Origin of the sequence: Actinomadura soli (genome assembly GCF_005889715.1) — a bacterium.
In the GTDB taxonomy this organism is placed as follows: Bacteria; Actinomycetota; Actinomycetes; order Streptosporangiales; family Streptosporangiaceae; genus Spirillospora; species Spirillospora soli.
On sequence record NZ_VCKW01000039.1, the window covers coordinates 1 to 26,057 of the forward strand.

The 26,057-nt window shown below is 72.3% G+C and carries 23 protein-coding genes; 15 read left to right on the forward strand and 8 right to left on the reverse strand.

The window, feature by feature from the left end:
- Positions 1–117 precede the first annotated feature (117 nt).
- From ETD83_RS10290 to ETD83_RS10315, 6 genes are all read left to right on the forward strand, one after another.
- Positions 118–2,697 (forward strand): phosphoenolpyruvate carboxylase, encoded by a 2,580-nt coding sequence (locus ETD83_RS10290; protein ID WP_138644876.1) that lies wholly within the window; start codon positions 118–120, stop codon positions 2,695–2,697.
- Between the two features lie 3 nt (positions 2,698–2,700).
- The gene (locus ETD83_RS10295) at positions 2,701–3,138 is read left to right on the forward strand and encodes a GNAT family N-acetyltransferase (protein ID WP_138644845.1); all 438 of its coding nucleotides are present in this window, start codon (positions 2,701–2,703) and stop codon (positions 3,136–3,138) included.
- A gap of 51 nt (positions 3,139–3,189) precedes the next feature.
- Positions 3,190–3,525, forward strand: a complete 336-nt coding sequence (locus tag ETD83_RS10300) for a YciI family protein (RefSeq protein ID WP_138644846.1) — start codon at positions 3,190–3,192, stop codon at positions 3,523–3,525.
- Positions 3,522–4,742: an RNA polymerase sigma factor gene (locus ETD83_RS10305; RefSeq protein ID WP_138644847.1), complete on the forward strand. Its 1,221-nt coding sequence runs from the start codon at positions 3,522–3,524 to the stop codon at positions 4,740–4,742. The genes ETD83_RS10300 and ETD83_RS10305 overlap by 4 nt, the downstream gene beginning before the upstream one ends.
- A gap of 85 nt (positions 4,743–4,827) precedes the next feature.
- Complete coding sequence (locus ETD83_RS10310) at positions 4,828–5,568, forward strand: DUF899 family protein (protein ID WP_138644848.1); 741 nt, start codon at positions 4,828–4,830, stop codon at positions 5,566–5,568.
- On the forward strand, positions 5,565–7,025 hold the full coding sequence (locus ETD83_RS10315) for an MFS transporter (RefSeq protein WP_205717586.1): 1,461 nt from the start codon (positions 5,565–5,567) through the stop codon (positions 7,023–7,025). Before ETD83_RS10310 ends, ETD83_RS10315 begins: the two co-directional genes overlap by 4 nt.
- Here ETD83_RS10315 and ETD83_RS10320 read toward each other — a convergent pair.
- Entirely contained in the window at positions 6,991–7,764 is a 774-nt protein-coding gene (locus tag ETD83_RS10320) for an enoyl-CoA hydratase/isomerase family protein (RefSeq protein WP_230420810.1), read from the reverse strand. The genes ETD83_RS10315 and ETD83_RS10320 overlap by 35 nt on opposite strands.
- A 47-nt stretch (positions 7,765–7,811) precedes the next feature.
- On the opposite strand from ETD83_RS10320, the gene ETD83_RS10325 reads away from it, so the two are divergent.
- Both ETD83_RS10325 and ETD83_RS10330 read left to right on the forward strand, forming a co-directional pair.
- Complete coding sequence (locus tag ETD83_RS10325) at positions 7,812–8,678, forward strand: biotin--[acetyl-CoA-carboxylase] ligase (RefSeq protein ID WP_205717587.1); 867 nt, start codon at positions 7,812–7,814, stop codon at positions 8,676–8,678.
- 225 nt (positions 8,679–8,903) lie between these two features.
- The gene (locus ETD83_RS10330) at positions 8,904–9,917 is read left to right on the forward strand and encodes an adenylate/guanylate cyclase domain-containing protein (RefSeq protein ID WP_138644851.1); all 1,014 of its coding nucleotides are present in this window, start codon (positions 8,904–8,906) and stop codon (positions 9,915–9,917) included.
- 27 nt (positions 9,918–9,944) lie between these two features.
- On the opposite strand, the gene bfr is transcribed toward ETD83_RS10330, so the two are convergent.
- Positions 9,945–10,442, reverse strand: a complete 498-nt coding sequence (gene bfr, locus ETD83_RS10335; protein WP_138644878.1) for a bacterioferritin — start codon at positions 10,440–10,442, stop codon at positions 9,945–9,947.
- Positions 10,443–10,542: 100 nt separating this feature from the next.
- A complete protein-coding gene (locus ETD83_RS10340) occupies positions 10,543–10,848 on the reverse strand; it encodes a (2Fe-2S)-binding protein (protein WP_138644852.1) in 306 nt (101 codons plus the stop codon).
- Between the two features lie 235 nt (positions 10,849–11,083).
- On the opposite strand from ETD83_RS10340, the gene glgX reads away from it, so the two are divergent.
- From glgX to ETD83_RS10365, 5 genes are all read left to right on the forward strand, one after another.
- Entirely contained in the window at positions 11,084–13,258 is a 2,175-nt protein-coding gene (gene glgX, locus ETD83_RS10345; RefSeq protein ID WP_138644853.1) for a glycogen debranching protein GlgX, read from the forward strand.
- 3 nt (positions 13,259–13,261) lie between these two features.
- On the forward strand, positions 13,262–15,652 hold the full coding sequence (treY, locus tag ETD83_RS44325; RefSeq protein ID WP_230420811.1) for a malto-oligosyltrehalose synthase: 2,391 nt from the start codon (positions 13,262–13,264) through the stop codon (positions 15,650–15,652).
- Positions 15,649–17,451, forward strand: a complete 1,803-nt coding sequence (treZ, locus tag ETD83_RS10355; RefSeq protein WP_138644854.1) for a malto-oligosyltrehalose trehalohydrolase — start codon at positions 15,649–15,651, stop codon at positions 17,449–17,451. The genes treY and treZ overlap by 4 nt, the downstream gene beginning before the upstream one ends.
- A 149-nt stretch (positions 17,452–17,600) precedes the next feature.
- A complete protein-coding gene (locus ETD83_RS10360) occupies positions 17,601–18,272 on the forward strand; it encodes a response regulator transcription factor (protein WP_019629095.1) in 672 nt (223 codons plus the stop codon).
- Positions 18,273–18,373: 101 nt separating this feature from the next.
- Positions 18,374–19,645, forward strand: coding sequence for an ATP-binding protein (locus tag ETD83_RS10365; RefSeq protein ID WP_138644855.1), 1,272 nt, complete (start codon positions 18,374–18,376; stop codon positions 19,643–19,645).
- 52 nt (positions 19,646–19,697) lie between these two features.
- On the opposite strand, the gene ETD83_RS10370 is transcribed toward ETD83_RS10365, so the two are convergent.
- Positions 19,698–20,300, reverse strand: a complete 603-nt coding sequence (locus tag ETD83_RS10370; protein WP_230420812.1) for a GtrA family protein — start codon at positions 20,298–20,300, stop codon at positions 19,698–19,700.
- A 223-nt stretch (positions 20,301–20,523) separates the two neighbouring features.
- Between ETD83_RS10370 and ETD83_RS10375 the strand changes: the two genes are divergently transcribed.
- Both ETD83_RS10375 and purE read left to right on the forward strand, forming a co-directional pair.
- Complete coding sequence (locus tag ETD83_RS10375) at positions 20,524–21,714, forward strand: 5-(carboxyamino)imidazole ribonucleotide synthase (RefSeq protein WP_268920437.1); 1,191 nt, start codon at positions 20,524–20,526, stop codon at positions 21,712–21,714.
- Positions 21,711–22,211 (forward strand): 5-(carboxyamino)imidazole ribonucleotide mutase, encoded by a 501-nt coding sequence (purE, locus tag ETD83_RS10380; protein WP_138644856.1) that lies wholly within the window; start codon positions 21,711–21,713, stop codon positions 22,209–22,211. Before ETD83_RS10375 ends, purE begins: the two co-directional genes overlap by 4 nt.
- Positions 22,212–22,284: 73 nt before the next feature.
- Here purE and ETD83_RS10385 read toward each other — a convergent pair whose 3' ends face one another.
- The 4 genes from ETD83_RS10385 to ETD83_RS10400 form a co-directional block, all read right to left on the reverse strand.
- Complete coding sequence (locus ETD83_RS10385) at positions 22,285–22,704, reverse strand: CoA-binding protein (protein WP_138644857.1); 420 nt, start codon at positions 22,702–22,704, stop codon at positions 22,285–22,287.
- A 50-nt stretch (positions 22,705–22,754) separates the two neighbouring features.
- Positions 22,755–24,089 carry a UDP-glucose dehydrogenase family protein gene (locus tag ETD83_RS10390; protein WP_138644858.1) on the reverse strand — a complete coding sequence of 445 codons (1,335 nt, stop codon included), beginning with the start codon at positions 24,087–24,089 and terminating at the stop codon, positions 22,755–22,757.
- 201 nt (positions 24,090–24,290) lie between these two features.
- The gene (locus ETD83_RS10395) at positions 24,291–25,115 is read right to left on the reverse strand and encodes a hypothetical protein (RefSeq protein ID WP_138644859.1); all 825 of its coding nucleotides are present in this window, start codon (positions 25,113–25,115) and stop codon (positions 24,291–24,293) included.
- A gap of 102 nt (positions 25,116–25,217) precedes the next feature.
- Positions 25,218–26,051, reverse strand: a complete 834-nt coding sequence (locus ETD83_RS10400; RefSeq protein ID WP_230420813.1) for a thioesterase family protein — start codon at positions 26,049–26,051, stop codon at positions 25,218–25,220.
- Between the last annotated feature and the right edge of the window lie 6 nt (positions 26,052–26,057).

A 26,057-nucleotide genomic window follows, 5' to 3' on the forward strand; every position in this document is an offset into this window, starting at 1 on the left:
CTTCAACGGGGGGTGTGGGGGGTCGTCCCCCCACAGGGAGGCGGCGGGGCCGTGACCGGGGGAGTCGTTACGCTTGGGCGGGTGGCCACGAAGACACGCGACACGTTCCGGCAGGACATGCCCGAACCGCTCCGCCGCGACGTCCGCCTGCTCGGTGCGATGCTCGGCGACGGCCTGGTGGAGTACGGCGGCCCCGGCCTGCTGGACGACGTCGAACGGCTCCGGCACGCGGTGATCGCGGCCCGCCGCGGCGAGATCGGCGGCGAGGAGGTCGCGGCCCTCGTCGACGGCTGGACGCTGGAACGTGCCGAGCAGGTCGCCCGCGCGTTCACCGTGTACTTCCACCTGACGAACCTGGCGGAGGAGCACCACCGCATCCGGACGCTGCGGGACCGCGATACCGGCGACACCGTCCCCGGGTCGGTGGCCGCCGCCGTCCAGCAGGTCCAGGCGGGCGACGGCCGCCTGGACGATCTCGTCGACGGCCTGGAGTTCCGTCCCGTCTTCACCGCCCACCCGACCGAGGCCCGCCGCCGCGCCGTCGTCACCGCCATCCAGCGGATCAGCGACCTGATGACGCGGCTGAACGGCGCGCCCGGCGCCACCGAGCGGGAGGAGATCGAGCGGAGCCTGCGCGAGGAGATCGACCTGCTCTGGCGGACGGCGCTGCGCCGCGCCGCGCAGATGGACCCCCTGGACGAGGTCCGCACCGCGATGGCCGCGTTCGACGAGACGATCTTCCGGGCCGTCCCGCACGTCTACCGGGCCCTCGACCGCGCGCTCGGGAACTCCGGCACCCGTCCCCCGAAGGCCCGCCCGTACCTGCGGTTCGGCAGCTGGATCGGCGGCGACCGCGACGGCAACCCGTACGTCACCGCGCAGGTCACCCGGGACGCGGTCATGATCCAGGCCGATCACGTCCTGCGGGCGCTGGAGGCGGCCTGCGCGCGGATCGGCCGCGAGCTGACCGTCCACGAGGACACGACGCCCGCGTCGAAGGACCTCCGCACCGCCCTCGCCGCCGCGCGCACCGCGCATCCCGGGCTGATCGACGAGATCGCCAAGCGCTCGCCCGGGGAGCCGCACCGCCAGTTCCTCCTGCACGCCGCGGCCCGTGTCGCCGCGACCCGCGAGCGCGACGCCGAGCTGGCCTACGCGTCCGCGGACGACCTCCTCGCCGAGCTGCGCACCGTCCAGGAGTCCCTCGCGGGCGCGGGCGCGCCCCGGCAGGCGTACGGACGCGTCCAGCACCTGATCTGGCAGGTCGAGACGTTCGGCTTCCACCTGGCCGAACTGGAGATCCGGCAGCATTCCGAGCTCCACGAGCAGGCCCTGAAGGAGGTCGCCGCGGGCGGCCCGCCGTCCGAGATGACCGAGGAGATCCTGGAGACCCTCCGCGTCGTGGCCTGGATCCAGGGGCGCTTCGGCGTCCGCGCCTGCCACCGCTACATCGTGTCGTTCACGCGCTCCGCCGACGACATCGCCAACGTGCACGCCCTCGCCGCCTCGCTGGGCGACGGCGCGCCCGTCCTCGACGTCATCCCGCTCTTCGAGACGGGCGAGGACCTGGAGCGCGCCCCGTCCGTGCTGGACGGCATGCTGGAGATCCCGGCCGTCCGGAACCGCCTGGACGCCACCGGCCGCCGCCTGGAGGTCATGCTCGGCTACTCCGACTCGGCGAAGCAGCTCGGCCCCACCAGCGCCACCCTCCGCCTCTACGACACCCAGGAGGCCCTGGCCGCGTGGGCGGCGCGCAACGGCATCGCGCTCACCCTGTTCCACGGCCGCGGCGGCTCGCTCGGCCGCGGCGGCGGCCCCGCCAACCGCGCCATCCTGGCCCAGGCGCCCGGCTCGGTCGCGGGCCGCTTCAAGGTCACCGAGCAGGGCGAGGTCATCTTCGCCCGCTACGGCCACGGCGAGATCGCCAAGCGGCATGTCGAGCAGGTGACCAGCGCCATCCTCCTCGCCTCCACGGACGCCGTCCAGGACCGGGCCCGCCGGGCCGCCGCCCGCTTCCGCCCCCTGGCCGACAAGATCAGCGAAGCCGCGCAGACGGCGTTCCGCTCCCTTATCGAGACCGACGGCTTCGCCGCGTGGTTCGCCCGCGTCAGCCCCCTGGAGGAGATCGCCGAACTGCGCATCGGCTCCCGTCCGGCCCGCCGCAAGGCCGCCCGCGGCCTGGAGGACCTGCGCGCCATCCCCTGGGTGTTCGCCTGGACGCAGACCCGCGTCAACCTCCCCGGCTGGTACGGCCTGGGCAGCGGCCTCGCCGCCGTCTCCGGCGACGGCCGCGACGTCGCCGAACTCCGCGAGGCGTACGAGGCGTGGCCGCTGTTCAACACCCTCCTCGACAACGCCGAGATGAGCCTCGCCAAGTCAGACCGCGCCATCGCCGAGCGCTACCTGGCCCTGGGCGAGCGTCCCGGGCTCTCCGAGGCCGTCCTCACCGAGTACGACCGCACCCGCCGCCTCGTCCTGGCGGTGACCGGTCATGAACGCCTCCTGGAGAACCGCCGCGTCCTCTCCCGAGCCGTCGAACTCCGCAACCCGTACGTGGACGCCCTCTCCCACCTGCAACTCCGCGCCCTCAAGGCCCTCCGCAAGGGCGTCGCGAACGACGACGAACGCGCCCACCTGGAAGCCCTGCTCCTGCTGTCCGTCAACGGCGTCGCCGCCGGCCTCCAGAACACCGGCTGAGTGATGATCAGACCGGCCGCCGCGGCCGACCGGCCGCGCATCGAAGAGATCGTCGAAGCCGCATACACGCCCTGGGCGGAGCTCATCGGCGCCCGCCCGATCCCCATGGACGCCGACTACGCCGCGTTCATCGAGGCCGGCCACGTGTTCGTGACCGGGGAGGGCCCGGACGGGCTGATCGTCCTCATCCCCGAGGACGGCGTGCTCCTGATCGAGAACGTCGCCGTGGCCCCCGACCGCCACGGCCAGGGCATCGGCCGCGCTCTCCTGGCCTTCGCCGAGCAGCACGCCCGCTCGCTGGCCCTCCCGCGCCTGCGCCTCTACACCAACGAGCTGATGACCCGGAACATCGCGCTGTACACGTCCCTCGGCTACCACGAGACCGCCCGCGAGGACATCGGCGGCCGCACCATCGTCCACATGACCAAGCCCCTCACGTAGCGCTCTGATCGTTCCGTCCGGATGTCGTGGGGGTCGGGCAGAATCGGGGGTGTGAGGTATGTGCTGCTGATCTGCGATGACGAGACGGACGCGCCGAGCAACGAAGAGATGGCCGCCGACCCGGTGCACCAGGCGTGGGAGGCCGACCTGGAGCGGCGCGGGGCGGAGATCGTCGGCATGCGATTGCGTCCGGTGGTGGACGCGACCACGGTCACCGTTCGTGAGGGGGAGACCCTCGTCTCGGACGGGCCGTTCGCCGAGACGAAGGACTTCGTCGGCGGCGTGGTGATCGTGGACTGCGCGAACCTGGACGAGGCCATCGAGATCGCGGCCGGCCATCCCTACGCGCGACGGGGCGGCATCGAGATCCGTCCCGTCTGGGAATGACGACGCCGGGCGACTCCGTCCGGGAGGCGGTCGACGCGGCCTACCGGGACGAGTGGGGTCAGGTCGTCGCGACGCTGATCGGCATGACCGGCGACTGGGACCTCGCCGAGGACTGCGCGCAGGACGCGTTCGCCCTCGCGCTGGCGAGCTGGCCGCGCGACGGCGTCCCGCGCCGTCCGGGGGCGTGGCTGACGACGGCGGCCCGCAACCGTGCGATCGACCGGCTGCGCCGGGACGCCGCGGGCGCGGCCAAGCTGCGGCAGCTCGCCGTGCTGGCCCGCGACCCGGGCGATCAGCCCGCGGAGGACATCCCGGACGAGCGGCTGCGGCTGATCTTCACCTGCTGCCATCCGGCGCTGCCGTTCCCGGCGCGGGTCGCGCTCACCCTGCGCACGCTGGCCGGGCTGAGCACCGCCGAGATCGCCAGGGCCTTCCTGACCGCCGAGCCGACGATGGCGCAGCGGCTCGTCCGGGCGAAGCGCAAGATCCAGAACGCCGGGATCCCGTACCGGGTCCCGCCCGCCGATCTCCTTCCGCAGCGGCTCGCGGCCGTCCTCGCGGTGCTCTACCTGATCTTCAACGAGGGCTACGACGAGGAGGACGAGCGCCGGGCGCTGACGGCCGAGGCCATCCGGCTGACCAGGGTCCTCGTCCGGCTGATGCCGGGCGAGCCGGAGCCGCGCGGGCTGCTCGCGCTGATGCTGCTGCACGAGGCGCGGCGCGCGACCCGCAAGCAGGGCGGCGTGCTCGTCACGCTGGAGAACCAGGACCGGTCCCGGTGGGACCGGGAACTGATCGCCGAGGGGGTCGCGGTGCTCGACGGGGCGCTGGCCGCGCGGCGGGCCGGGCCCTACCAGCTGCAGGCGGCCATCGCCGCCTGCCACGCCACCGCGCCCGACGCGGCGAGCACGGACTGGCCGCGGATCGCCGACCTGTACGCCGATCTGGGCCGGATGGCGCCGTCCCCGGTCGTGGACCTCAACCGCGCCGTCGCGGTCGCGATGGCGGACGGCATCCAGGCCGGGCTGAAGCTGGTCGACGAGCTCACGGCGTCCGGGCGGCTCGACGGGTACCACCTGCTGCCCGCGACCCGCGCCGACCTGCTCCGCCGCGACGGCCGGGCCGCCGAGGCCAGGGCGGCGTACGAGGAGGCGCTGACGCTCGCGCCGACCGAGGCCGACCGCCGCTACCTCGCCGGGCGCCTCCGCGAACTCTGAACCAAGAATTTGCCGGGGATGTCGATCCCGGGCGGGTGTCCTTCGTCGGTGGGGCGAAAGTCCAACCGAGAGGAAGGAACACCCGATGAGCACCGACACGACACCTCCGCTGCCCGAGATCACCGACCGTGCCACCTGGCAGGCCCAGCTGGACGATCTGCGGGTGCGGGAGAAGGCGCACACGCGCGAGGGTGACGCGATCGCGGCCGCCCGCCGCCGCCTCCCGATGGTGGAGGTGGACGCCACCACGCCGCTGATCGGCCCGGACGGCCCGGTCACGCTGCTGGACGCGTTCGAGGGCCGCCGCCATCTGATCGCCTACTACATGATGTGGTACACGGGCCGTCCGGCCGCCGAGCAGTGCGAGGGCTGCACGTACTACAACGGCAAGGTCCGCGAGCTGTCCTACCTGCACGCCGCGAACATCACCTATGCCACGCTCTGCCAGGGGCCGTACGAGGAGAGCGTCCGGTACCGCGACTTCATGGGCTGGGACATGCCCTGGTACTCGGCCCAGGACTCCGCGGAGACCCTGCTGGTCGGACGCCAGGTCGGCATGTTCCACCTGGTCTGCTACCTGCGGGACGGCGACCGCGTCTTCGAGACCTACTGGACGACCGGCCGCGGCGTCGAGGCCCTGGACAACAGCTACCCGCTCATGGACATGACCGTCTACGGACGCCAGGAGGAATGGGAGGACTCGCCCGCGGGCTGGCCGCACGACGGCTCGATCGACGGCGGGTTCTTCCGCATCAATGGACGTCCCGCCTCCCAATGGCCCCGCCTGGAAGCCGGGCACTCCGACGACCTCGGCACCGCCTCATGACCGCCGAGACGAGCGCCGAGACCGGCGCCGGGACGAGCGCCGAGCCCGGTGTCCGGACGAGCGCCGGGACGAAGGCGGTCGCGGCGCCGCGTTTCACCGGCAGGGAGCGGATGGTGCTGCTCGTCCTGCTGGGGGCGGGGTTCACGATGGCCGTCGACTTCTCGATCCTGAACGTCGCGCTGCCGGAGGTCGGCGCGGGCGTCGGGCTTGGGCTGACCGGCCTGCCCTGGATCGCCTCGGCGTACGCGCTGCCCGCCGCGGGCTTCGCGCTCGTGTTCGGCCGCCTGGCGGACCTGTTCGGCCGCCGCAGGCTGTTCGTCGCCGGGATGGTCCTGCTCGTCGGGTCCTCGCTGCTCGGCGGCTTCGCCGTCAACCCGGAGATGCTGCTGACCGCGCGGGCGCTGCAGGGGTTCGCCACCGCGATGTCGATCCCCGCGACGCTGTCGCTGCTCACCACCACGTTCGCCGAGGGCGCGCTGCGCGAGCGCGTCCTCGGCCTCAACGGGGCGCTGCTGTCGGGCGGCTTCACCGCCGGCGCGCTGGTCGGCGGCACCCTGGTCGGCCTGCTGGGCTGGCGGGCGGCGTTCTTCGTGAACGTCCCCGTCGCCGTGGCCATCCTGGTGGCGACGCCCATCCTGATCAGCGAGAGCAGGGCGCCGGGACGGACGCGGCTGGACCTGCCGGGGGCGGTCACCGTGTCCGGCGGACTGCTGGCCGTGATCTACGCGGTCATCGAGCGGAGCGTCCCGGCCGCCGTGGCCGGCGTGCTGCTCCTGGCCGCGTTCTGGGTGATCGAGCTCCGCTCGCCCGCGCCGCTCGCCCCGGTGCACATCCTCAGGCGGCCCACGGTGAAGTGGGGCAACTACGCCGGGTTCATGATCTTCGCTCTGGAGCCCGCCATGATCTTCCTGATGACGCTCTACCTGCAGCGGAGCCTGGACTTCTCGCCGCTGGTCACCGGGCTGATCTTCGGTGTCCCCGGGCTGGCGTCGGTGGCCGCGGGGGTGATCGCCGGACGGGTCGTCGGGCGGCTCGGCAGCCGCAAGGTCCTCGTCGCGGGGCTGGCCGTGCAGGGCCTGGCGACCGTCCCGCTGATCTTCCTCGGCGCGGACCGGGCGGCGCTGGCCGTCCTGATCCCCGCCCTGTTCATCGGGTTCTTCGGGCATGTCAGCGCCATCGTGGCGTTCACGGTGACCGCGACGTCGGGCCTGCCCGACGAGCAGCAGGGCCTGGCGACGGGCCTGACCTCGATGACCCAGCAGGTGGCCCTGACCGTCGGCATCCCGATCATGGCTTCGGTCGCCGCGACCCAGGGGGCGGGGCTGGCCGGCATCCACCTCGCGCTCGGCGTGATCGTGGCCATGACGCTCGTCACCGTCGTCCTGGTCTGGTTCGGGCTGCGGCCGCGCGACGGCCACGGGGTCAGGACGGCCAGACGGGCTTTCGCTTCTCGTTGAACGCCGCGATGCCCTCGCGGCGGTCGGCGGAGAACGCGACGGTCCGCCAGGCGTTCTCCTCCAGGTCGAGCCCGGCCTCCAGGCTCACGCCGCCGCCGAGGCGGAGGGCCCGCTTGGCGGCGCGGACGGCGACCGGCGAGTTCCCCGCGATCACGCCGGCGACCGCCAGCGCCTCCTCGCGGGCCTTTCCGGCGGGCACCTTCCGGTCGGCGAGGCCGTACTCCAGGGCCTCGTCGACCGCGAGGCGGCGGCCGGTGAACACCAGGTCGGCGGCCCTGCCGGGGCCGAGGCGGCGCAGCGCGAGCTGTGTCCCGCCGCCGCCGGGGACGAGCCCGACGCCCACCTCAGGCAGCCCGAACACGGCCGTCTCGTCCGCGACGATCAGGTCGGCGGACAGCGCGAACTCGCAGCCGCCGCCGAGCGCGAACCCGTGCACGGCCGCGATGACCGGCTGCGGCAGGCCGAGGACGCCGCCGAACGCGGCCCGGAACACCGGCCGCTGCGCGATGATCTCGGCGTCGGTCATCGCGTTGCGCTCCTTGAGGTCGGCGCCGACGCAGAACGCCTTCTCCCCGGCCGCGCCCAGCACGACCGCGCGGACGGACGCGTCCGCCGCCACCTCCGCGCAGACCGCCGCGAGCCGCCGCGCCATCGCCGTGGACAGCGCGTTGAGCGCCTCGGGCCGGTCCAGCACGATCTCCGCGACATGCCCGTCGCGCCGCAACGCCACACCATCCATGAAGGGCACCCTAACGATCGTCATACACGTGGGGTTGGATGGGTCGGGTGAGCGACTCACCTTATGGCGATCTCGACCGGCCGCCGCTGCATGAGGCGGCGTTGCGGCGCGCTCTCGTCCGGGACGGCGGCCTGTGGCGGGACGTGCGGGTCGTGCCCGAGACGGGCTCCACCAACGCCGACCTCGCGGCGCGGGCCGCGGACGGGGCGCCCGAGGGCACCGTCCTGGTCACCGAGCTGCAGACGGCGGGCCGCGGCCGCCTGGGCCGGGTCTGGACCGCCCCTGCCCGCTCGGGGCTGACGTTCTCGATGCTGCTGCGCCCGCGGGTGCCGGTGCCGATGCTCGGTTGGGCGCCCCTGCTGACCGGCGTCGCCGTCGCGACCGCCGTCCGCCGGATGACGGCCTGGTCGGAGACCGGGGAGCGCTTCCTCGGCGGCGCCGGGGACGGCGACGTGGCCGTGGACGTCCGGCTCAAGTGGCCGAACGACCTGCTCGCCGGCGACCGGAAGCTGGCCGGGATCCTCGTGGAGAAGGCCGCGGACGGGCTCGTCGTCGGCGTCGGCCTGAACGTCGGCCTGCGCGAGGACGAGCTTCCGGTGAAGACGGCGACGTCCCTCGCGATCGAGGGCGCGCCGCTCAGCGACCGGGCGCCGCTGCTGCGCGCGATCCTGCGCGAGTTCGCGACCTGGTACCGGGAGTGGACGGCGCTCGACGGCGACCCTGAGACCAGCGGGCTCCGCACCGCGTACAAGGACCTGTGCGCCACCCTCGGCCGGGAGGTGCGGGTGGAACTGCCCGGCGACGAACGGTTTTCCGGCACGGCCCGGGACGTCGACGGCGCGGGACGGCTGATCGTCGCCGGCCCGGGCGGAGACAGCGCGATCAGCGCCGGCGACGTCGTGCACGTGCGATGAGGGGCGCGCCTGCGACGAGGGGTGCACGTCCGGTGAGGGGTGCACGTGAGACCGGGGGTGCCGCACCGGTGAGGTGTGCCTCTCTGGTGAATAAGCGGAGGCCATCGGCGGTCAACGCCATGAATCAGTTGCTGATCTGCGACGATATGTCCGGATACCGATTCACGACGCCGTCGCCGCGGCCCATGGCGGCGGCCGACTGAGGGGCGGAAGATGGCGGCCGGAATGCCGGATCCGAAGGAGATCGAAGAGCTCCTCCTCGGGGGCGAGCTGCGGTACAACCGCGTCGACGCCGTGCGCCTGGCGGGGGTCTCCCGAGAGTTCTCCGGACGGGTGTGGCGCGCGTTCGGCTACCCGTCGATGCCGGACGAGACGGTCGCCTACACCGAGGGCGACATCGCCGCCCTGGACCGCATCCGCCGCCTGATGGACGACGGCGTCCTCGACGAGGAGGGCGTGATCCGGCTCGTCCGGGCGTTCGGGCAGACCATGACCCGCCTCGCGGAATGGCAGGTCAGCCTGCTGCACAGCATGCTGACGCAGGATCCGCACGACACGCCGTCCGCCGAGGCCGTCCAGACGATCGTGGACGTGGCGGAAAAGCACATCGGCGAGTTCGAGCCGCTGGTCGTGCACGCCTGGCGGCGGCAGCTCGCCGCGGCCGGGACGCGCGCCCTCGCCGCCGCGGCGACCCGGGACAACGGCGACCCGGCGGGCCGCACCCCGGCCACCGTCGGGTTCGCGGACATGGTGTCGTTCACGCAGGTCAGCCGGGAGCTGGAGGAGATCGAGCTGGCCCGGATCGTGGAGTGGTTCGAGGAGACCGCCGCCGACATCATCGCCTCCTGCGGCGGCCGCCTGGTGAAGACGCTCGGCGACGAGGTGCTGTTCAGCGCGGAGACGCCGGAGATCGGCGCGGAGATCGCGCTGACGGTGGCGGCCGCGATCCAGGACGAGACCGAGGTCCCGGACGTGCGGGTCGGCGTCGCGCACGGGCCCGTCGTGCCGGTGATGGGCGATCTGTTCGGCACCACGGTGAACCTCGCGGCCCGGCTGACGTCCCTCGCCCGGCCCGGCTCCGTCGTGATCGACGGCGAGCTGGCCGCCCAGTTGGAGTCGAGCCGGGCGTACGAGGTGACGCGGCTGGTGCGCCGTCCGGTCCGGGGGCTCGGCATCATCCAGCCGTACGTGCTGCGCCGCACCCCCGGCACGCAGCCCCCGGCCCTGGACGCGCCATGACCGTGGCCGCCGGCCGGAGGGCCCTGCTCAGACGGGCTTGATCGAGTCTTCGCCGGGGGCGTCGGTGAGGCGCTGCAGGTAGTTCTGCTCGCCGAGCGCCTGGACGAGGCTCAGCTCGGTCTCCAGGTAGTCGATGTGCTCCTCCTCGTCCGCGAGGATGTCCTCGAAGATCCGGGCGGAGGTCACGTCCCCGCGCGAGCGCATCAGGTCGATGCCGGGCCGCAGCCGGGCCACGGCCTCCATCTCGACGGCGAGGTCCGCCTCAAGCTGCTCGACGATGTTCTGCCCGATCCGCAGGGTGCCGAGCTTCTGGTAGTTCGGCAGGCCCTCCAGGAACAGGATCCGGTCGGTCAGCCGCTCCGCGTGCTTCATCTCGTCGAAGGACTCGTCGCGGGTGTGCTCGGCGATGCGGGTGAAGCCCCAGTTCGCCTGCATCTTGGAGTGCAGGAAGTACTGGTTGATCGCCGTCAGTTCCGCGGTGAGCTGGTCGTTCAGCAGCGCGATGATGTCCTTGTCGCCTTCCATGACCTCCATGCTTCCATGACGGGGGGTATGGGGACAGCACTAACCCCCGCAAGGCGCGTGTCCGCCCTTCGCGGGCGGGGCCGTGCGGGGCCCGGAAGGCTCAGGCTGCGGTCGGCGGAGCGGCGCCTCCTTCGACGGTCTCGACGGCCCCGGAGGGACCGGCGACGATCTGCTCGGGAGCCTGCTCGGGGACGGCCGACAGCCCGGCCGGTCCGCCGGTCAGGGCGTCGGCGAGCTCACTGGCGGTGCGGTACTGGCTGACCATGGTGTGGATGCGCTTGGTGCACGTCCCGCAGGCAGGTTTGAAGCCGCAGGCGGCCTTGACCTCCTTGGCCGTCCGGCAACCGCGTGCCATGCAGCCGTGAACGTCGTCCTCCGTGACGGCGTTGCAGATGCAGACGTACATTCGGTCGACGGACCTTCCGTGCGGTTCGCGTGTCCTCCACAGCCTGACCAGGAGAGCTTAGGGCACCCTCATTAAGGTTAGGCTCCCCTAAAGTAACTCAGGTTCGTTCGTTCTGGCCAGAGCTCCCCTAATCGGTGTGATCCACCCCTCACGGGGAAGGGCTTCCCACGCGCGCGCGGCGGTGCGGGCGCGCGTCGCGCGAGACTCGCGGGCCGCGGGACGGGAGGGCGGGACAGTGGCTCAGGTTTGGCCGGGCGACGCCTACCCCCTCGGCGCCCGGTTCGACGGGGCGGGCACGAACTTCGCCGTCTACTCCGAGGCGGCCGAGCGGGTGGAGCTGTGCCTGTTCGACGACCCGCCGGGCGGCGGCGACGGCAATGGCAGGGGCGGCGGCCGTGAGACGAGGCTCACGCTCCCCGAGGTGGACGCCTTCGTCTGGCACGGGTACCTGCCCGGCGTCATGCCCGGACGCCGCTACGGGTTCCGGGTGCACGGCCCGTACGAGCCGCGCCGGGGCCTGCGCTGCAACCCGGCGAAACTGCTCCTCGACCCGTACGCGCTGGCCGTCGAGGGCGCCGTCGACTGGGACGAGTCCTGCTTCGGGTACGACTTCGGCGACCCGTCCTCCCGCAACGACGCCGACTCGGCGGCCCACACGATGCGCTCGGTGGTCGTCAGCCCGTACTTCGACTGGGGCGACGACCGGCCGCCGCGCATCCCCTACCACGAGACGGTGATCTACGAGGCGCACGTGAAGGGCCTCACCGCCCGGCATCCGGACGTCCCGCGGGCGCTGCGCGGCACGTACGCGGGCCTCGCCCATCCGGTGATCGTCGATCATCTGCGGTCGATCGGGGTGACGGCGGTGGAGCTGATGCCCGTGCACCAGTTCGTCCACGACGACGCGCTGATCGGCCGCGGCCTGCGCAACTACTGGGGCTACAACACGATCGGGTTCTTCGCGCCGCACGACGAGTACGCGTCGTCCGGGCGGCGGGGCGAGCAGGTCCTTGAGTTCAAGGCGATGGTGAAGGCGCTGCACGAGGCCGGGATCGAGGTGATCCTCGACGTCGTCTACAACCACACCGCCGAGGGCGACCACCGCGGGCCTACGCTGTCGTTCCGCGGCATCGACAACCCCGCCTACTACCGGCTCGCCGACGACGACCCCCGCTTCTACGCCGACACGACGGGCACGGGGAACAGCCTGCTGATGCGCAGCCCGCACGTCCTGCAGCTGATCATGGATTCGCTGCGGTACTGGGTGACGGACATGCACGTGGACGGGTTCCGCTTCGACCTCGCGGCGACGCTGGCCCGCGACCTGCACGAGGTGGACCGGCTGTCGGCGTTCTTCGACCTCGTCCAGCAGGACCCCGTCGTCTCGCAGGTGAAGCTGATCGCCGAGCCGTGGGACGTGGGGGAGGGCGGCTACCAGGTCGGCAACTTCCCGCCGCTCTGGACGGAGTGGAACGGCAAGTACCGCGACACGATGCGCGACTACTGGCGCGGCGAGCCGGGCGCGATGCCCGAGTTCGCCTCCAGGCTGACGGGCTCGTCCGACCTGTACGCCGACGACGGCCGCCGCCCGAGCGCCTCGATCAACTTCGTGACGTGCCACGACGGTTTCACGCTGGACGACCTCGTCTCCTACGACCGCAAGCACAACGACGCCAACGGCGAGGGCGGCCGGGACGGCACCGACGACAACCGGTCGTGGAACTGCGGCCGCGAGGGCCCGACCGGCGACCGGGACGTCGTCGCGCTGCGCGAACGGCAGAAACGCAACCTCCTGACCACGCTGTTCCTGTCCCAGGGCGTCCCGATGCTGCTGCACGGCGACGAGATCGGCCGGACGCAGCGCGGCAACAACAACGCCTACTGCCAGGACAACGAGCTCTCATGGGTCGACTGGACGGACCGGACGCTCGCCGAGCAGGGCACGCTGCTCGACTTCGTCCGGCGGCTGTCCAGGCTGCGCACCGAGCATCCGGTGTTCCGGCGGCGCCGCTTCTTCCTCGGCGACCGGCGGACGAAGAAGACCCGCGCCGCCGCGCGACCGGAGGAACTGCCCGACCTCGTCTGGTTCACCCCCGGCGGCGCGGAGATGGCGGGCACGGACTGGTCGGCCGGGTTCAACAAGTCCCTGGCGGTGTTCCTGAACGGCGACGCGATCTCCGAGCCCGACCGGCGGGGCAGGCGGGTCGCGGACGACTCGTTCCTGCTGCTGTTCAACGCCCACGACGGGGACCTGGCGTTCACGCTGCCGCCCGCCGCCTACGGGGAGATGTGGATGAAGACCCTCGACACCGCCGACCCCCTGCTCGCCGAGGACGAGTCGCCCGCCGTGAAGGCCCGGGAGACCGTCCAGGTCGGCGCGCGCTCGGTCCAGGTCCTGCGCCGCGGCTGAGCCATGCACGTGAAGGTCCTGCCCATGCACGTCGACGCCATGTACGCCGAACCCGCTCCCGAGGAACCGCTCCCCGGCGACGAACCCCCCGATGAGGAGACCGTGTCCGAGGACCACCTGGCCGAAGAGAACCTGACCGAAGACAACAGGGCCGACCCGGCGGAGGACGAGACCGCCGCGCCGCCGTCCGGGACGTACCGGCTCCAGCTCCGCGGGACGGCGGAAAGGCGCTTCGGATTCGCCGAGGCGGCGGCGCTGGCCCCCTACCTGGCGTCCCTGGGCGTGTCGCACGTGCACCTGTCGCCGATCCTGCAGGCCGCGCCCGGGTCCGCGCACGGCTACGACGTGATCGACCATTCCCGGCTGGCGGACGAGCTGGGCGGGTCCGAGGCGTTCGGCGCCATGGCGGCCCGGTTCCGCGCGCACGGGCTGAAGGTGCTGGTGGACGTCGTCCCGAACCACATGGCGGTCCCGGTGCCGCACGAGCTGAACCTGCCGCTCGCCGCCGTCCTCGCGGACGGGCCGGACGGGGCCGGGTCGCCGTTCGCGAAGTGGTTCGACGTCGACTGGGAGGCGGGCGGCGGCCGGCTCGTCCTCCGCGACGAGGGCGAACCCAACTACCGGCGGTTCTTCGACATCGACGGCCTCATCGGGCTCCGCCAGGAGGACCCGGAGGTGTTCGAGCGGACGCACGCGCTGCTGCTGAGCCTGGTCGAGGAGGGCCTGGTGGACGGCCTGCGCGTCGACCACCCGGACGGGCTCGCCGACCCGCGCGGGTACCTGCGGCGGCTGGCGGACGCGGCCCCGGACGCCTGGGTGCTGGTCGAGAAGATCACCGAGGGGGAGGAGCGGCTGCCGCCGGACTGGCCGTGCGCGGGCACCACCGGCTACGACTCGCTCGGCATGATCGGCGGCCTGTTCGTCGACCCGGCGGGAGAGAAGCCGCTCACCGAGTACTACGTGGCGCTGACGGGCGGCCCGCGCGACTTCGACGAGGTCGAGCGCGACTCCCGCCACCATGCCGCGTCGCACGGCCTCAGACCGGAGATCGACCGGCTTCTGCGCGTCCTGCGGCGGGTCGTGGGCGAGCAGAGGCCCGGTTTGGAGCGGGCACTGGTCGAGCTGCTCGTCGCCATGCCCGTCTACCGCGCGTACGTCGTCCCTGGGGAGGACGCGCCGCAGCAGGCCGTGAACGTCCTGGACGAGGCCGCTCGCCGTGCACGCGCGCATCTGCCAGAGGAACTGCACGCGGACCTTGAGACGGTCGTGGACCTGGCCCTCGGACGCGGCGAACGCACCGACGCCGAGTTCATCGTCCGGTTCCAGCAGACGTCGGCCCCGCTCGCGGCCAAAGGCGTTGAGGACACGGCGTTCTACCGGTGGAACCGCATGGCCGCGCTGAACGAGGTCGGCGGCGACCCGGGACGGTTCTCCGTCAGCGCCGAAGAGTTCCATTCGCATTGCAGGAGGCTGGCGCGCGACTGGCCGTCCACGATGACGACGCTGTCCACGCACGACACGAAGCGGGAGGAGGACGTACGGGCCTGGCTGTCCGTGCTGTCGGAGCTGCCGGGCGAGTGGGCGGAGGAAGTGGAGCGCTGGCGAAACTGGGGTTCCGCCCCATCCCCGCTGGAACCGGACCTTGAATACCTGCTCTGGCAGACGCTCGTCGGCGCATGGCCCCTCACCTCCGGACGGCTGGAAGAGTTCCTCGTCAAGGCGATGCGCGAGGCCAAGACCCGCACGTCCTGGCTCGACCGAGATCCCGCCTACGAGGAGGCGGTCCTGGAGTACGCGCGGGGCGTCCTGGCCGATCCCGACCTGGTCACCGACATGACCTCGTTCGTCAGCAGGCTCGCTCCCTATGCGCGCGTGAACACGCTCGGGCAGAAGCTCGTCCAGCTTGCGATGCCGGGCGTCCCGGACGTGTACCAGGGCTGCGAGCTGACGGGGCTGTCGCTGGTCGACCCCGACAACCGGCGGCCGGTCGACTACGGGCGGCGCCGCGAGCACCTCTTCCGCCTCGACACGGGCCGGCAGCCGAAGGAGGTGGACGACGAGAAGCTGCTCGTGACGTCGCGGGCGCTGCGGCTGCGCCGGTCGCACCCCGAATGGTTCGGCCCGGGCGCCGGGCACGAGCCGATCGCGTCCCGCGGTCCCGCCGCCGAGCACGTCATCGGGTTCGCCCGCGGCGACGCCGTCGCGCTCGCCACCCGCCTGCCCGTCGGCCTGGAGCGGCGCGGCGGCTGGGGCCGGACGCGGGTGGACGTCCGCCGCCAGGGCTGGCGGGACGTCCTCACGGGCTGCACGCACATGGGCCCGTTCCTGGACGCCGCCCGGATCTTCGAGCACCTGCCCGTGGCGCTGCTCGTCCCCAGGGAGATGAACCGGTGAGCACCCGGTTCGAGGTGTGGGCGCCCCGCACCGACCGCGTGGACGTCGTCACCGGGGTCGTGACCGGCGGGGCTGTGCGCAGCCCCATGACCGCAGTGGATTCCGGCTGGTGGCGCACCGAGATCCCAGACGCCGCCCACGGAACGGATTACGGCTTCGTCCTGGACGGCGGCGACGAACTGCTCCCCGACCCGCGTTCGCCATGGCAGCCGGGCGGCGTCCATGGGCCGAGCCGCGTCTACGACCACGACCGGTTCGCCTGGACGGACCAGCACTGGCATGGACGGCCGCTCCCCGGAAGCGTCCTCTACGAAATGCACGTGGGCACGTTCACGCCGGAAGGGACGTTCGACGCGGCGGCCGAGCAACTCGACCATCTCGTCGCCCTGGGCATAGACGCCGTGGAACTTCTGCCCGTCGCCGCATTTCCCGGCCGCCACGGATGGGGTTACGACGGCGTTCACCTGTGGGCGCCGCACGAGCCGTATGGCGGTCCCGACGGATTGAAGCGTTTTGTGGACGCCGCCCATGCGCGCGGCCTCGCCGTCGTCCTGGACGTCGTCTACAACCACCTGGGCCCGGACGGTAACCGACTAGCCGCCTACGGCCCGTATTTCACGGACGTCCATCCCACGCCCTGGGGCGACGCGGTGAATTTCGACCAGGAGGGCTCGGAGGAAGTCCGCGCCTTCGTCGTGCAGAACGCGCTGATGTGGCTGCGCGACTACCACTTCGACGGGCTCCGCCTGGACGCCGTCCATGCCATCACCGACCACAGCGCCGTCCACATTCTGGAGGACCTGTCGTGCGCTGTGGCCTGCTTGTCGGCGCACCTTGGACGTGAACTGTTCCTCATCGCCGAATCCGACCTGAACGACCCGCGCCTGGTGACGTCCTGGGAAGCGGGCGGGTACGGGCTGGACGCCCAGTGGAGCGACGATTTCCATCATGCGCTGCACGCCGCGCTGACCGGCGAGCGGCAGGGCTACTACTGCGACTTCGGGCCCCTTGAGACGCTCAAGAAAGCGCTGACGAACGTCTTCGTCCACGACGGGAACTGGTCGACGTACCGGGGGCGGCGCCATGGGCGTCCGGTCGACGTCCAGAAGACGCCCGCGCACCGGTTCCTCGGGTTCCTGCAGAACCACGACCAGGTGGGGAATCGCGCGGCGGGCGACCGGATCGGAGCCGTCCTGGCGTCCTCCGGGATATCCCCGTCCATGCTCAAGGCGGGCGCGGCGCTCGTGCTGCTCGCGCCGTTCACGCCGATGCTGTTCATGGGCGAGGAATGGGGCGCGTCCACCCCGTGGTGCTATTTCACCGACCACCAGGACCCGGAACTCGCGCGCGCCGTCAGCGAGGGACGCCGCCGGGAATTCGCCCGGCACGGCTGGACCCACGCGGTGCCCGATCCACAGGCTGTGGAAACTTTCCGGCGCTCCGTCCTCGACTGGACCGAACCCGACCGCCCGCACCACCGCGACCTGCTCGAATGGCACCGGTCGCTGCTCGCGCTGCGCCGCTCGTGGCCCGAGCTGAACGACCCGCGCCTGACCGAGACGACCGTCGAGGTGGACGACGACACCGCCCGCTGGCTGATGATGCGGCGCGGCCGGGTGTGCGTCGCGGCGAACCTCGGCGGGCAGCCCGTCGTGCTGCCCGCGGCCGCCCCCGGAGCGCCCCGGCCCCGCCTCCTGCTCGCCTCAGACCCGGCTATTCGCCTCGACGCCGACAAATTCGGCGATTCCGAAACGGCATTCGTCGAACTGCCCGGCGCGTCGGCCGCCGTCCTGGCCTGATGCCGCGCCACGCCCGGGTGGTCGAATGCCGGGTGCATCCAGATTCCACCGGATATGCGGTGTTCGAGGATGTACTATGAGTGGCAAACCGCAGGTCAAGAGCGCGGCGGCAGCGGGGCAATGTTCAAGAATGGTCATACGATCGGTTCATGACCTCAGTACTGCTCGCCGAGGACGACACGTCCATCTCCGAGCCTCTCGCCCGTGCGCTGCGTCGCGAGGGGTACACCGTCGAAGTCAGCCCGGACGGCCCGCAGGCGCTGGAGCGGGCGCTCGGCGGTGGTGTGGACCTGATCGTCCTTGATCTCGGCCTACCCGAGCTGGACGGCCTTGAGGTGGCCCGCAGGGTACGGGCCGAAGGACATGGCGTGCCCATCCTGATCCTGACCGCCCGTGCCGACGAGGTCGACACCGTCGTCGGACTGGACGCGGGCGCCGACGACTACGTGACCAAGCCGTTCCGGCTGGCCGAACTGCTCGCACGGGTGCGGGCACTGCTGCGCCGGGGCAGCACCGAGACTCCGATCGTCCAGGGGGTGCGGATCGACGCCGAGTCGCGCCGCGCCTGGATGGGCGACCAGGAGCTGCAGCTCACCACGAAGGAGTTCGACCTGCTGCGCGTCCTCGTCCGCGACGCGGGCAAGGTCGTGACCCGCGAACAGATCATGCGCGAAGTGTGGGACACCAACTGGTGGGGTTCCACGAAGACGCTCGACATGCACATTTCCTGGCTGCGCCGCAAGCTCGGCGACGACGCCGGCAGCCCCCGCTACATCACGACGGTGCGGGGCGTCGGCTTCCGGTTCGAGCGCGGCGACTAGCACCGGCCGCCGCGGTCGTGCGGGACGCCGGGGGCCTTCCCGAGAGGCCCCCGGAATGACGTGCCGCACGCTCCGCGGCCCCACCCTCGAAGGAGCCCCTGATGAGGCGCCGACTCCTCCTGTCGACGCTCGCGGTGGCGGTGGTCGCGATCCTGTCGCTCGGCATACCCCTCGCCTACGCCGCCCACAAGCTCGTCTACGAGGAGGCCGGCCGGTCGCTGTACCGCGAGGCGTCCTCCATCGCCGGCGGCGTCGGCTTCAGCCTGGAGACGCGCCGTCCCGTCACCGGCGAGATGATCGCGCGGGAGTACCCGGGCCGGCACATCTCGATCACCCTGCCGGACGGCCGGACGCTCACCGCGGGACCACCGCGGCGCGGGCCCGTCCTCACCGCCACGCAGACGGAAGGCGCGGTGCGCGTCCGGGTGTCGCGGCCGGAGGCGGAGATCCGCGCCGACGCGCTGCGGCTGATGCTGCTCATCGGCAGCCTCGCGCTGCTCGGCGTCGCCGTCACCGTCGGCCTGGCGATGGTCCAGGCCCGCAAGCTGACGCTGCCGCTGATCGACCTCGCCGAGACCGCCGACCGGCTCGGCACCGGCAACGCCCGGCCGCGCCGGCGCCGCTACGGCGTCCCGGAGGTCGACCGGGTCGCGGAGGTGTTAGACCGCAGCGCGGTCCGCATCGCCGATCTGGTCGCGTCCAGCCGCGAGTTCGCGTCCGACGCCAGCCACCAGCTCCGCACGCCGCTGACCGCGCTGTCCATGCGGCTGGAGGAGATGATCGAGGCCGCCGACTATCCCGACGTCGTCCGGGAGGAGGGCGCCGCCGCCGTCACGCAGGCCGAACGGCTCGTCGCGGTCGTCGAGCAGCTGCTCGCCCGCGCCCGGCACGACCGCACCGGCGGCGCGGTCGCCTCGCCCATCGACGAGATCATCGCGCAGCAGGTCGAGGAGTGGCGGCCCATCTTCCGGCGGGACGGACGCGACGTGCGGATCGTCGGCGAGCAGGGCCTCGTCGGGATGACCAACCCCGAGGGCCTCTCCCAGATCGTCGCCACGCTCCTGGACAACTCGCTGATGCACGGCGCCGGGACCGTGACCATCCACACCAAGCCGGGCGCGAGCGGGGTGGTCGTCGAGGTCGGTGACGAGGGCGCCGGCATCCCGCCCGAGCTGGAGCCCCGGATCTTCGAACGGAGCGTCAGCGGCGGCCGCGGCACCGGGCTCGGGCTCTACCTGGCCCGTTCCCTCGCGATCGTGGACGGCGGGCGGCTCGAACTGATCCAGTCGCGTCCCGCCGTGTTCGGCGTGTTCCTCCGCCAGGCCGCGGAGGCCCGGCTGGCCGCCGAGCGGGTGGTGATGGGCCCGGCGTGAACGGCGGGCCCGCCGATCATCGCGGGGCCGCTCAGACCATCGCGGGGGCCGCCTAGATCTCGGCGTAGTCCTCGGCGGCGCGGTCGAGGGGGTGGCCGAGCCGCGGGGAGGGCGCGGGGCGGTCGCCGCTCGCGCGGTGCGCGCCCGCACCTTCCGCGACGGGGTCGGCGGGGTCGGCGGACGGCGCCTCCGGCAGCCCGGACGCCGGGTCGACCTGCGGCGCGCTCGCCGGCAGGAACACCCACTTCTTGTACGACCAGAAGCGGAACAGCGTCGCCACGCCCGTCCCGACGACGAGGGCGGCGTTGTAGGAGATCGGGCCGTCCAGCTTGAGGACGTAGTGGGTGAACCCGATGAACAGCTCCGTGATGACCAGCCCGACGCCGTTCAGGCCGAAGAACAGGACGTACTCGCGGCCGAGGCCGGTGCGGTCGCGGTGCCGGAACGTCCAGTAGCGGTTGGCCAGGTACGAGAACGTCGTCGCGATCACCGTCGCCACGCCGTTGGACGTCAGCGGCCCCACCCCAAGGCCGGTGTGCAGGCCGTTGCCGATCGCGACGGTGATGACGAACGCGATCGCGCCCACGCTGCCGAACTTGGCCAGCTCCCGCACGAGGTGCGCGAACTGCCGATGGATCTTGGCGACCAGGCTCACGAAGGGGAACCGTCCTTCCGGACTTCGTCTGTGCGCCACGTCCGGCGCGGCGGCGACTGCGGGAGCATCACGAGGATAGACGCATGCGGCCCGTGGGACGTCGGAACATGAACGTTTCACGCCGTCCGAGCGTTCCATGCCCATAACCGCGTCCCCCACACACCCAGGTTCGACGCGGCGCCCGGACGGTTCGTTCGCCCCATTCGGCCGATAACCTGCTGACGTGACGAATCCAGCCGACAAACCCGTGGTGGGAATGGCGGGCGGCGGCCAGCTGGCCCGGATGACGCAGCAGGCCGCGATCGGCCTCGGCGTGTCGCTGCGCGTGCTCGCCGGTTCCGCGGACGATTCGGCGGCCAAGGTCGTCTCCCGCGCCCGGATCGGCGACGACCGCTCCCTCGACGACCTCCTGTCGTTCGCCAGGGGCTGCGACGTCGTGACCTTCGACCACGAGCACGTCCCAGGGTCGCACATCCAGAAGCTGGAGTCGTCGGGCGTCCCGTGCCGTCCCGGTTCGGCCGCGCTGGCCCACGCGCAGGACAAGCTCGTGATGCGCGAGCGCCTCACCGCCATGGACGTCCCGTGCCCCGCGTACGTGCACGTGCCGAAGTCCGCGCCGTTGCGGACGCTGGAGGACTTCGCCCGTGACCACGGGTTCCCGCTTGTGATCAAGGCCACCCGCGGCGGCTACGACGGCAAGGGCGTGTGGGTGCTCGACGCCCTCGACGGCGCGGCCGCCGGGCTGATCGACGAGCTGCTGTCCCAGGGCGTCGACCTGATGGTCGAGGAGCACGTGCCGTTCACGCGGGAGCTGGCCGCGGTCGTCGCGCGCTCCCCGTACGGGCAGGGCGCCGCGTACCCGGTCGTGGAGACCGTCCAGGAGGGCGGGATCTGCGTCGAGGTGATCTCGCCCGCGCCCGGCCTGCCCGCCGGCGCGGCCGCCGAGGCGCAGCGCCTGGCCCTGGCCGTCGCCGCCGAGCTGGACGTCGTCGGCCTCCTCGCGGTCGAGCTGTTCGAGACCCGGGCCGGCCTGCTGGTGAACGAGCTGGCGATGCGCCCGCACAACTCCGGCCACTGGACGATCGAGGGCGCCCGGACGTCGCAGTTCGAGCAGCACCTGCGCGCCGTCCTCGACCTGCCGCTCGGGTCCACCGAGCCGACCGCCCCGTACACGGTCATGGCCAACGTGCTCGGCGGCGACGACCCGGACGTCTACTCCCGCTACATCCACGTGATGGCGCACGACCCGGCCGTCAAGGTGCACATGTACGGCAAGGAGCCGCGCCCCGGCCGCAAGATCGGCCATGTGACCGCGCTCGGCGACGATCTCGCGGACGTCCGCGAGCGCGCCCGCCACGCCGCCGGCTACCTGCGGTGGGGCACCCGGATGAAAGAGCGGGAGGAACGGCGATGACCGAGCCGGAGCCGCTGGTCGGCGTGGTGATGGGCAGCGACTCGGACTGGCCGGTGATGCAGGACGCGGCCCAGGCGCTCGCCGAGTTCGGCGTCCCGTACGAGGCCGACGTGGTGTCCGCGCACCGGATGCCGCGCGACATGATCACCTACGGGGAGGACGCGGCGGCCCGCGGCCTCCGCGTGATCATCGCGGGCGCGGGCGGGGCGGCGCACCTGCCCGGCATGCTGGCCTCGGTGACACCGCTGCCGGTGATCGGCGTGCCCGTCCCGCTGAAGTACCTCGACGGGATGGACTCGCTGCTGTCGATCGTGCAGATGCCCGCCGGCGTGCCCGTCGCGACCGTCTCGGTCGCCGGCGCCCGCAACGCGGGGCTGCTGGCCGTCCGCATCCTGGCCGCGTCCGACGAGGATCTGCGCGCCAAGATGAAGGTCTTCCAGCGCGACCTCTACGGCCAGGCCAAGGCGAAGGGCACGCGGCTCCGAGAAAGGCTCTGAGCGCCGCCCAGGCGTCACGGCGACCTCGGGGCCACCCGCGAAGCCGCAGGTCCGCAGGCTGTAGATTCGCAGGTCAGCGGCGCAGGGCCCACTCGACGGCCGGGCACCGGTTCATGACGACGTCGAGCCCGGCGTCCTTCGCCCGCCGCGCCGCCGCCTCGTCGATCACCTGGAGCGGCAGCCACACCGCCTTCGCGCCGGCCGCGATCGCCTCGTCCACCGCCTGCCCGGCGTGCTCGGCGCGCCGGTAGACGCCCACGACGTCCACGTCAGCCACGTCCGGGACCTCGGCCAGCGACGCGTACCCCCGCTCGCCCAGCACCTCCCGGGCCGCCGGGTGGACGGGGATGATCCGCTTGCCGCGCTCCTGCAGCAGCCTGGCCTGGGTATAGACCTCGCGGTCGGGATTGTCGCCGAGCCCGACGAACGCCCACGTCTTCGACTCGTTCAGCAGCCGCCGGATCACGTCCTGGTCGGCGAAGGCATCAACCATGACCACGACAACAGCCTTCGCGGCCCTTTACTTCCCCTTCAGGGACGCCCTCAGGGACGTCCCAGCGCCCGGTAGTTCCAGCCGGCGGCGCGCCACCGCTCGGGGTCGAGCGCGTTGCGCCCGTCCACGATGTTGCGTTCGGCGACGACCTCGGCGAGCGCGGACGGGTCCATGTCGCGGAACTCCGCCCACTCGGTCAGCAGCAGCACCACATGGGCGTCGCGCGCCGCGGACAGGGCCGAGTCGCCGTACTCCAGGGACGGCTGGGCGCGGCGCGCGTTCCGCATCGCCTGCGGGTCGTACACCGTCACCGTCGCGCCCTGGGCGCGGATCGAGGCGGCCACGTCCAGCGCGGGCGAGTCGCGGACGTCGTCGGAGTTCGGCTTGAACGCGGCGCCGAGCACCCCGACCGTCCGTCCGGCGAACGAGCCGCCGAGCAGCTTGCGGGCGAGGTCCACCATCCGGATCCGCCGCCGGATGTTGATCTCGTCGACCTCGCGCAGGAAGGAGAGCGCCTGGTCGGCGCCGAGCTCGCCGGCGCGGGCCATGAACGCGCGGATGTCCTTCGGCAGGCAGCCGCCGCCGAACCCGAGGCCCGGGCCGAGGAACTTGCCGCCGATCCGGTCGTCGTAGGAAAGCGCCTCGGAGAGCTTCGTCACGTCGGCGTGCGCGGCCTCGCACACCTCCGCCATCGCGTTGATGAAGGAGATCTTGGTGGCGAGGAAAGCGTTCGCGGACACCTTGACCAGCTCCGCGGTCGCGTAGTCGCTGGTGATGAACGGGGTGCCGGCCGCGATCATCGTCCGGTAGATCTCGCGCAGCGCCTTCTCGGCGTGCTCGGCGGCGCCCTGGTCGGCGGGCAGCCCGGCGACGATCCGGTCCGGGTGCAGGGTGTCCTGGACGGCGAAGCCCTCGCGCAGGAACTCGGGGTTCCACGCGAGGACGGCGTCGCCGCCCGCCGGGGCCGTCTTCGCGAGCGTCTCGGCGAGCCGCGCGGCCGTCCCGACCGGCACGGTCGACTTCCCGACGATCAGGCACGGCCGCAGCAGCAGCGGCGCGAGCGAGCCGATCGCGGCGTCCACGTAGGAGAGGTCGGCCGCGTACTCCCCGGCCTTCTGCGGGGTGCCGACGCACAGGAAGTGGACGTCGCCGAACTCCGCCGCATCCGCGTACGACGAGGTGAACCGCAGCCGCCCGCTCTCCAGCCCGCGGCGCAGCACAGGCTCCAGCCCCGGCTCGTAGAAGGGCAGGTCACCGGCCGCGAGGCGGGCGATGCGCTCCTCGTCCACGTCGAGCCCCAGGACCTCGAAGCCCAGATCCGCCATGCAGGCCGCGTGGGTGGCGCCGAGGTAACCGGTTCCGATGACCGTCAGCCGGTAGGACAAGGCCTGGCTCCTCTCGCTTCGCTGTCGCCGACTAGCGGCCTCTCTGAACAGGTGCCCACTCTGGGCGGGTCGGTACATCGACCGCGGCAGTGTACTGGCCGGTAAACGGGAGCGGTGCACCTGCTCGAATCGTACGGCGACAGCCGACAGGGTGGTGGCCGGCGGCCACCACCCTGTCAGTGCTGTCTTCCTCGGTCTCCGTCAGGCGCGGGAGACCTTGAGGACGATGCTGCCGTCCGGCGCCATGCGCGGGCTCAGCATCAGGCCGTCGTACGACGCCATCGAGCCCGGCTGGGCCGCGTTGGCGGACGTCTTCGACTCCGAGTTGCCCTTCCTGACGGTGAAGGTCACCTGGCTTCCCTCGACGCCGATCTGGATCGGGCCCATGCCGTACTTCCTGTCGAGCGGGATCTCCTGGCCGTCCCTGACCTGGACCTCACACTTCCCGTCCGCGCACGCCTGCAGATTGGTGCCGTCCTTGGCGACGGGCTTGGCGGGCTTCGCGGCCGGCTTGGCGGGCTTGGCCTGGTTCTGCGCCTGCGGCTGGTTCTGAGCGTTGGGCTGGTCCTGTGCCTGCGGCTGGTTCTGAGCGTTGGGCTGGTCCTGTGCCTGCGGCTGGTTCTGAGCGTTGGGCTGGTCCTGTGCCTGCGGCTGGTCTTGCGCCTGCGGCTGGTCTTGCGCCTGCGGCTGGTCTTGCGCCTGCGGCTGGTCTTGCGCCTGCGGCTGGTCTTGCGCCTGCGGCTGGTCCTGCGCGTTCGGCTGGTTCTGCGCCTCAGGCTGGTCCTGCGCGTTCGGCTGTGCTTGGGCGTCCGGCGGTGCTTGCTCGTCCGTCGGACTCTGGTCGTTAGGTTGCGTCTGTTCCTCTGGTGCCGCTTCCAGGTTCGGCACGGGGTCGGAGTTGGACGCGCTGGTGGCGTCCGGCGGAGACGGCGGCGGTGCGGCGAGGGCGGCGCTGGCGGTGCCGATGGAGGCGGTCAGCGCCAGCGCGGCGGTCGTCGTGAGCAGGCCGAGTTTCCTTGTCGACATTCTGTGAGCTCCTGACGAGTGACTACTCTCTGTCAACACCGATTGTTACCCACAGTGTTCGATCAAGAACACGCCGTGATGCGGCGTGTCGCCGCGGGTTTTCTACGCAAGCGGACGTTCGTCCACAAGAAGTGTCTGCAGGACGCGACCGAACTCACCGGACGAATCGGCCAGCGACGCGCCGCAGAGGGCGCTTCCGCCGGGGCTCGCGTCCAGCGACGCGTCCATGCACAGCCACTCGCCCACCGGGTCGCGGTGCAGGGCCACCGTCAGGTCCGTGTTGATGATCAGCCACTTGCCGAAGTCGAGCTGGCTGCCGACCCCGGACGCGCTGTCGGCCAGCGTCAGCGCGCGCACCAGCGGCGTGTCGGACTCGCCGGCGACCAGCGGGATCCGGGACCGCGCCCACGCCGCGCCGGGCCCCGGCTCGCCGAAGGAGCCGCGGACGGGACGCCATTCCATCGCCGCGAGGTAGCCGTGCACGTGCAGGTCCTGCCACTGCTCGAACGGGGGAGTGACCTCGGGGCGGGGCGGCGGCGCGGGCGCGTGGACGACGGGCTCCAGGTGGGACGGCGCCCCCATGATCCGCCACGCGCCGGCGCGGACGACCGGGCGGCCCTCGTGGCTGATCTCCCCTTCGAGGTACGCGACGCGCCTGCCGGGACGGACGACGCGGACCGTGACGTCCAGCGTCGCCACCGGTACGGGGCTGAGGATCTCGATCGTCACCCGCGCGACCCGCGTCCCGGGGACGGGCTCGTGCCGCTCGAAGGCCCGTCCCATCAGGCCCGACACCGGCCCGCCGTGCTGGAGGTCCGGCGACCACGGTCCCGCCGTGGCCGGGGTGGCGGCGAAGCGCCCGCCGCCGAGCGGCTCGTAGAACATCTCGCCGGGCGGGCTTTCGCCGGGCTCAGCCTCGCCGGGTGCGTCGCTCATGGGGCT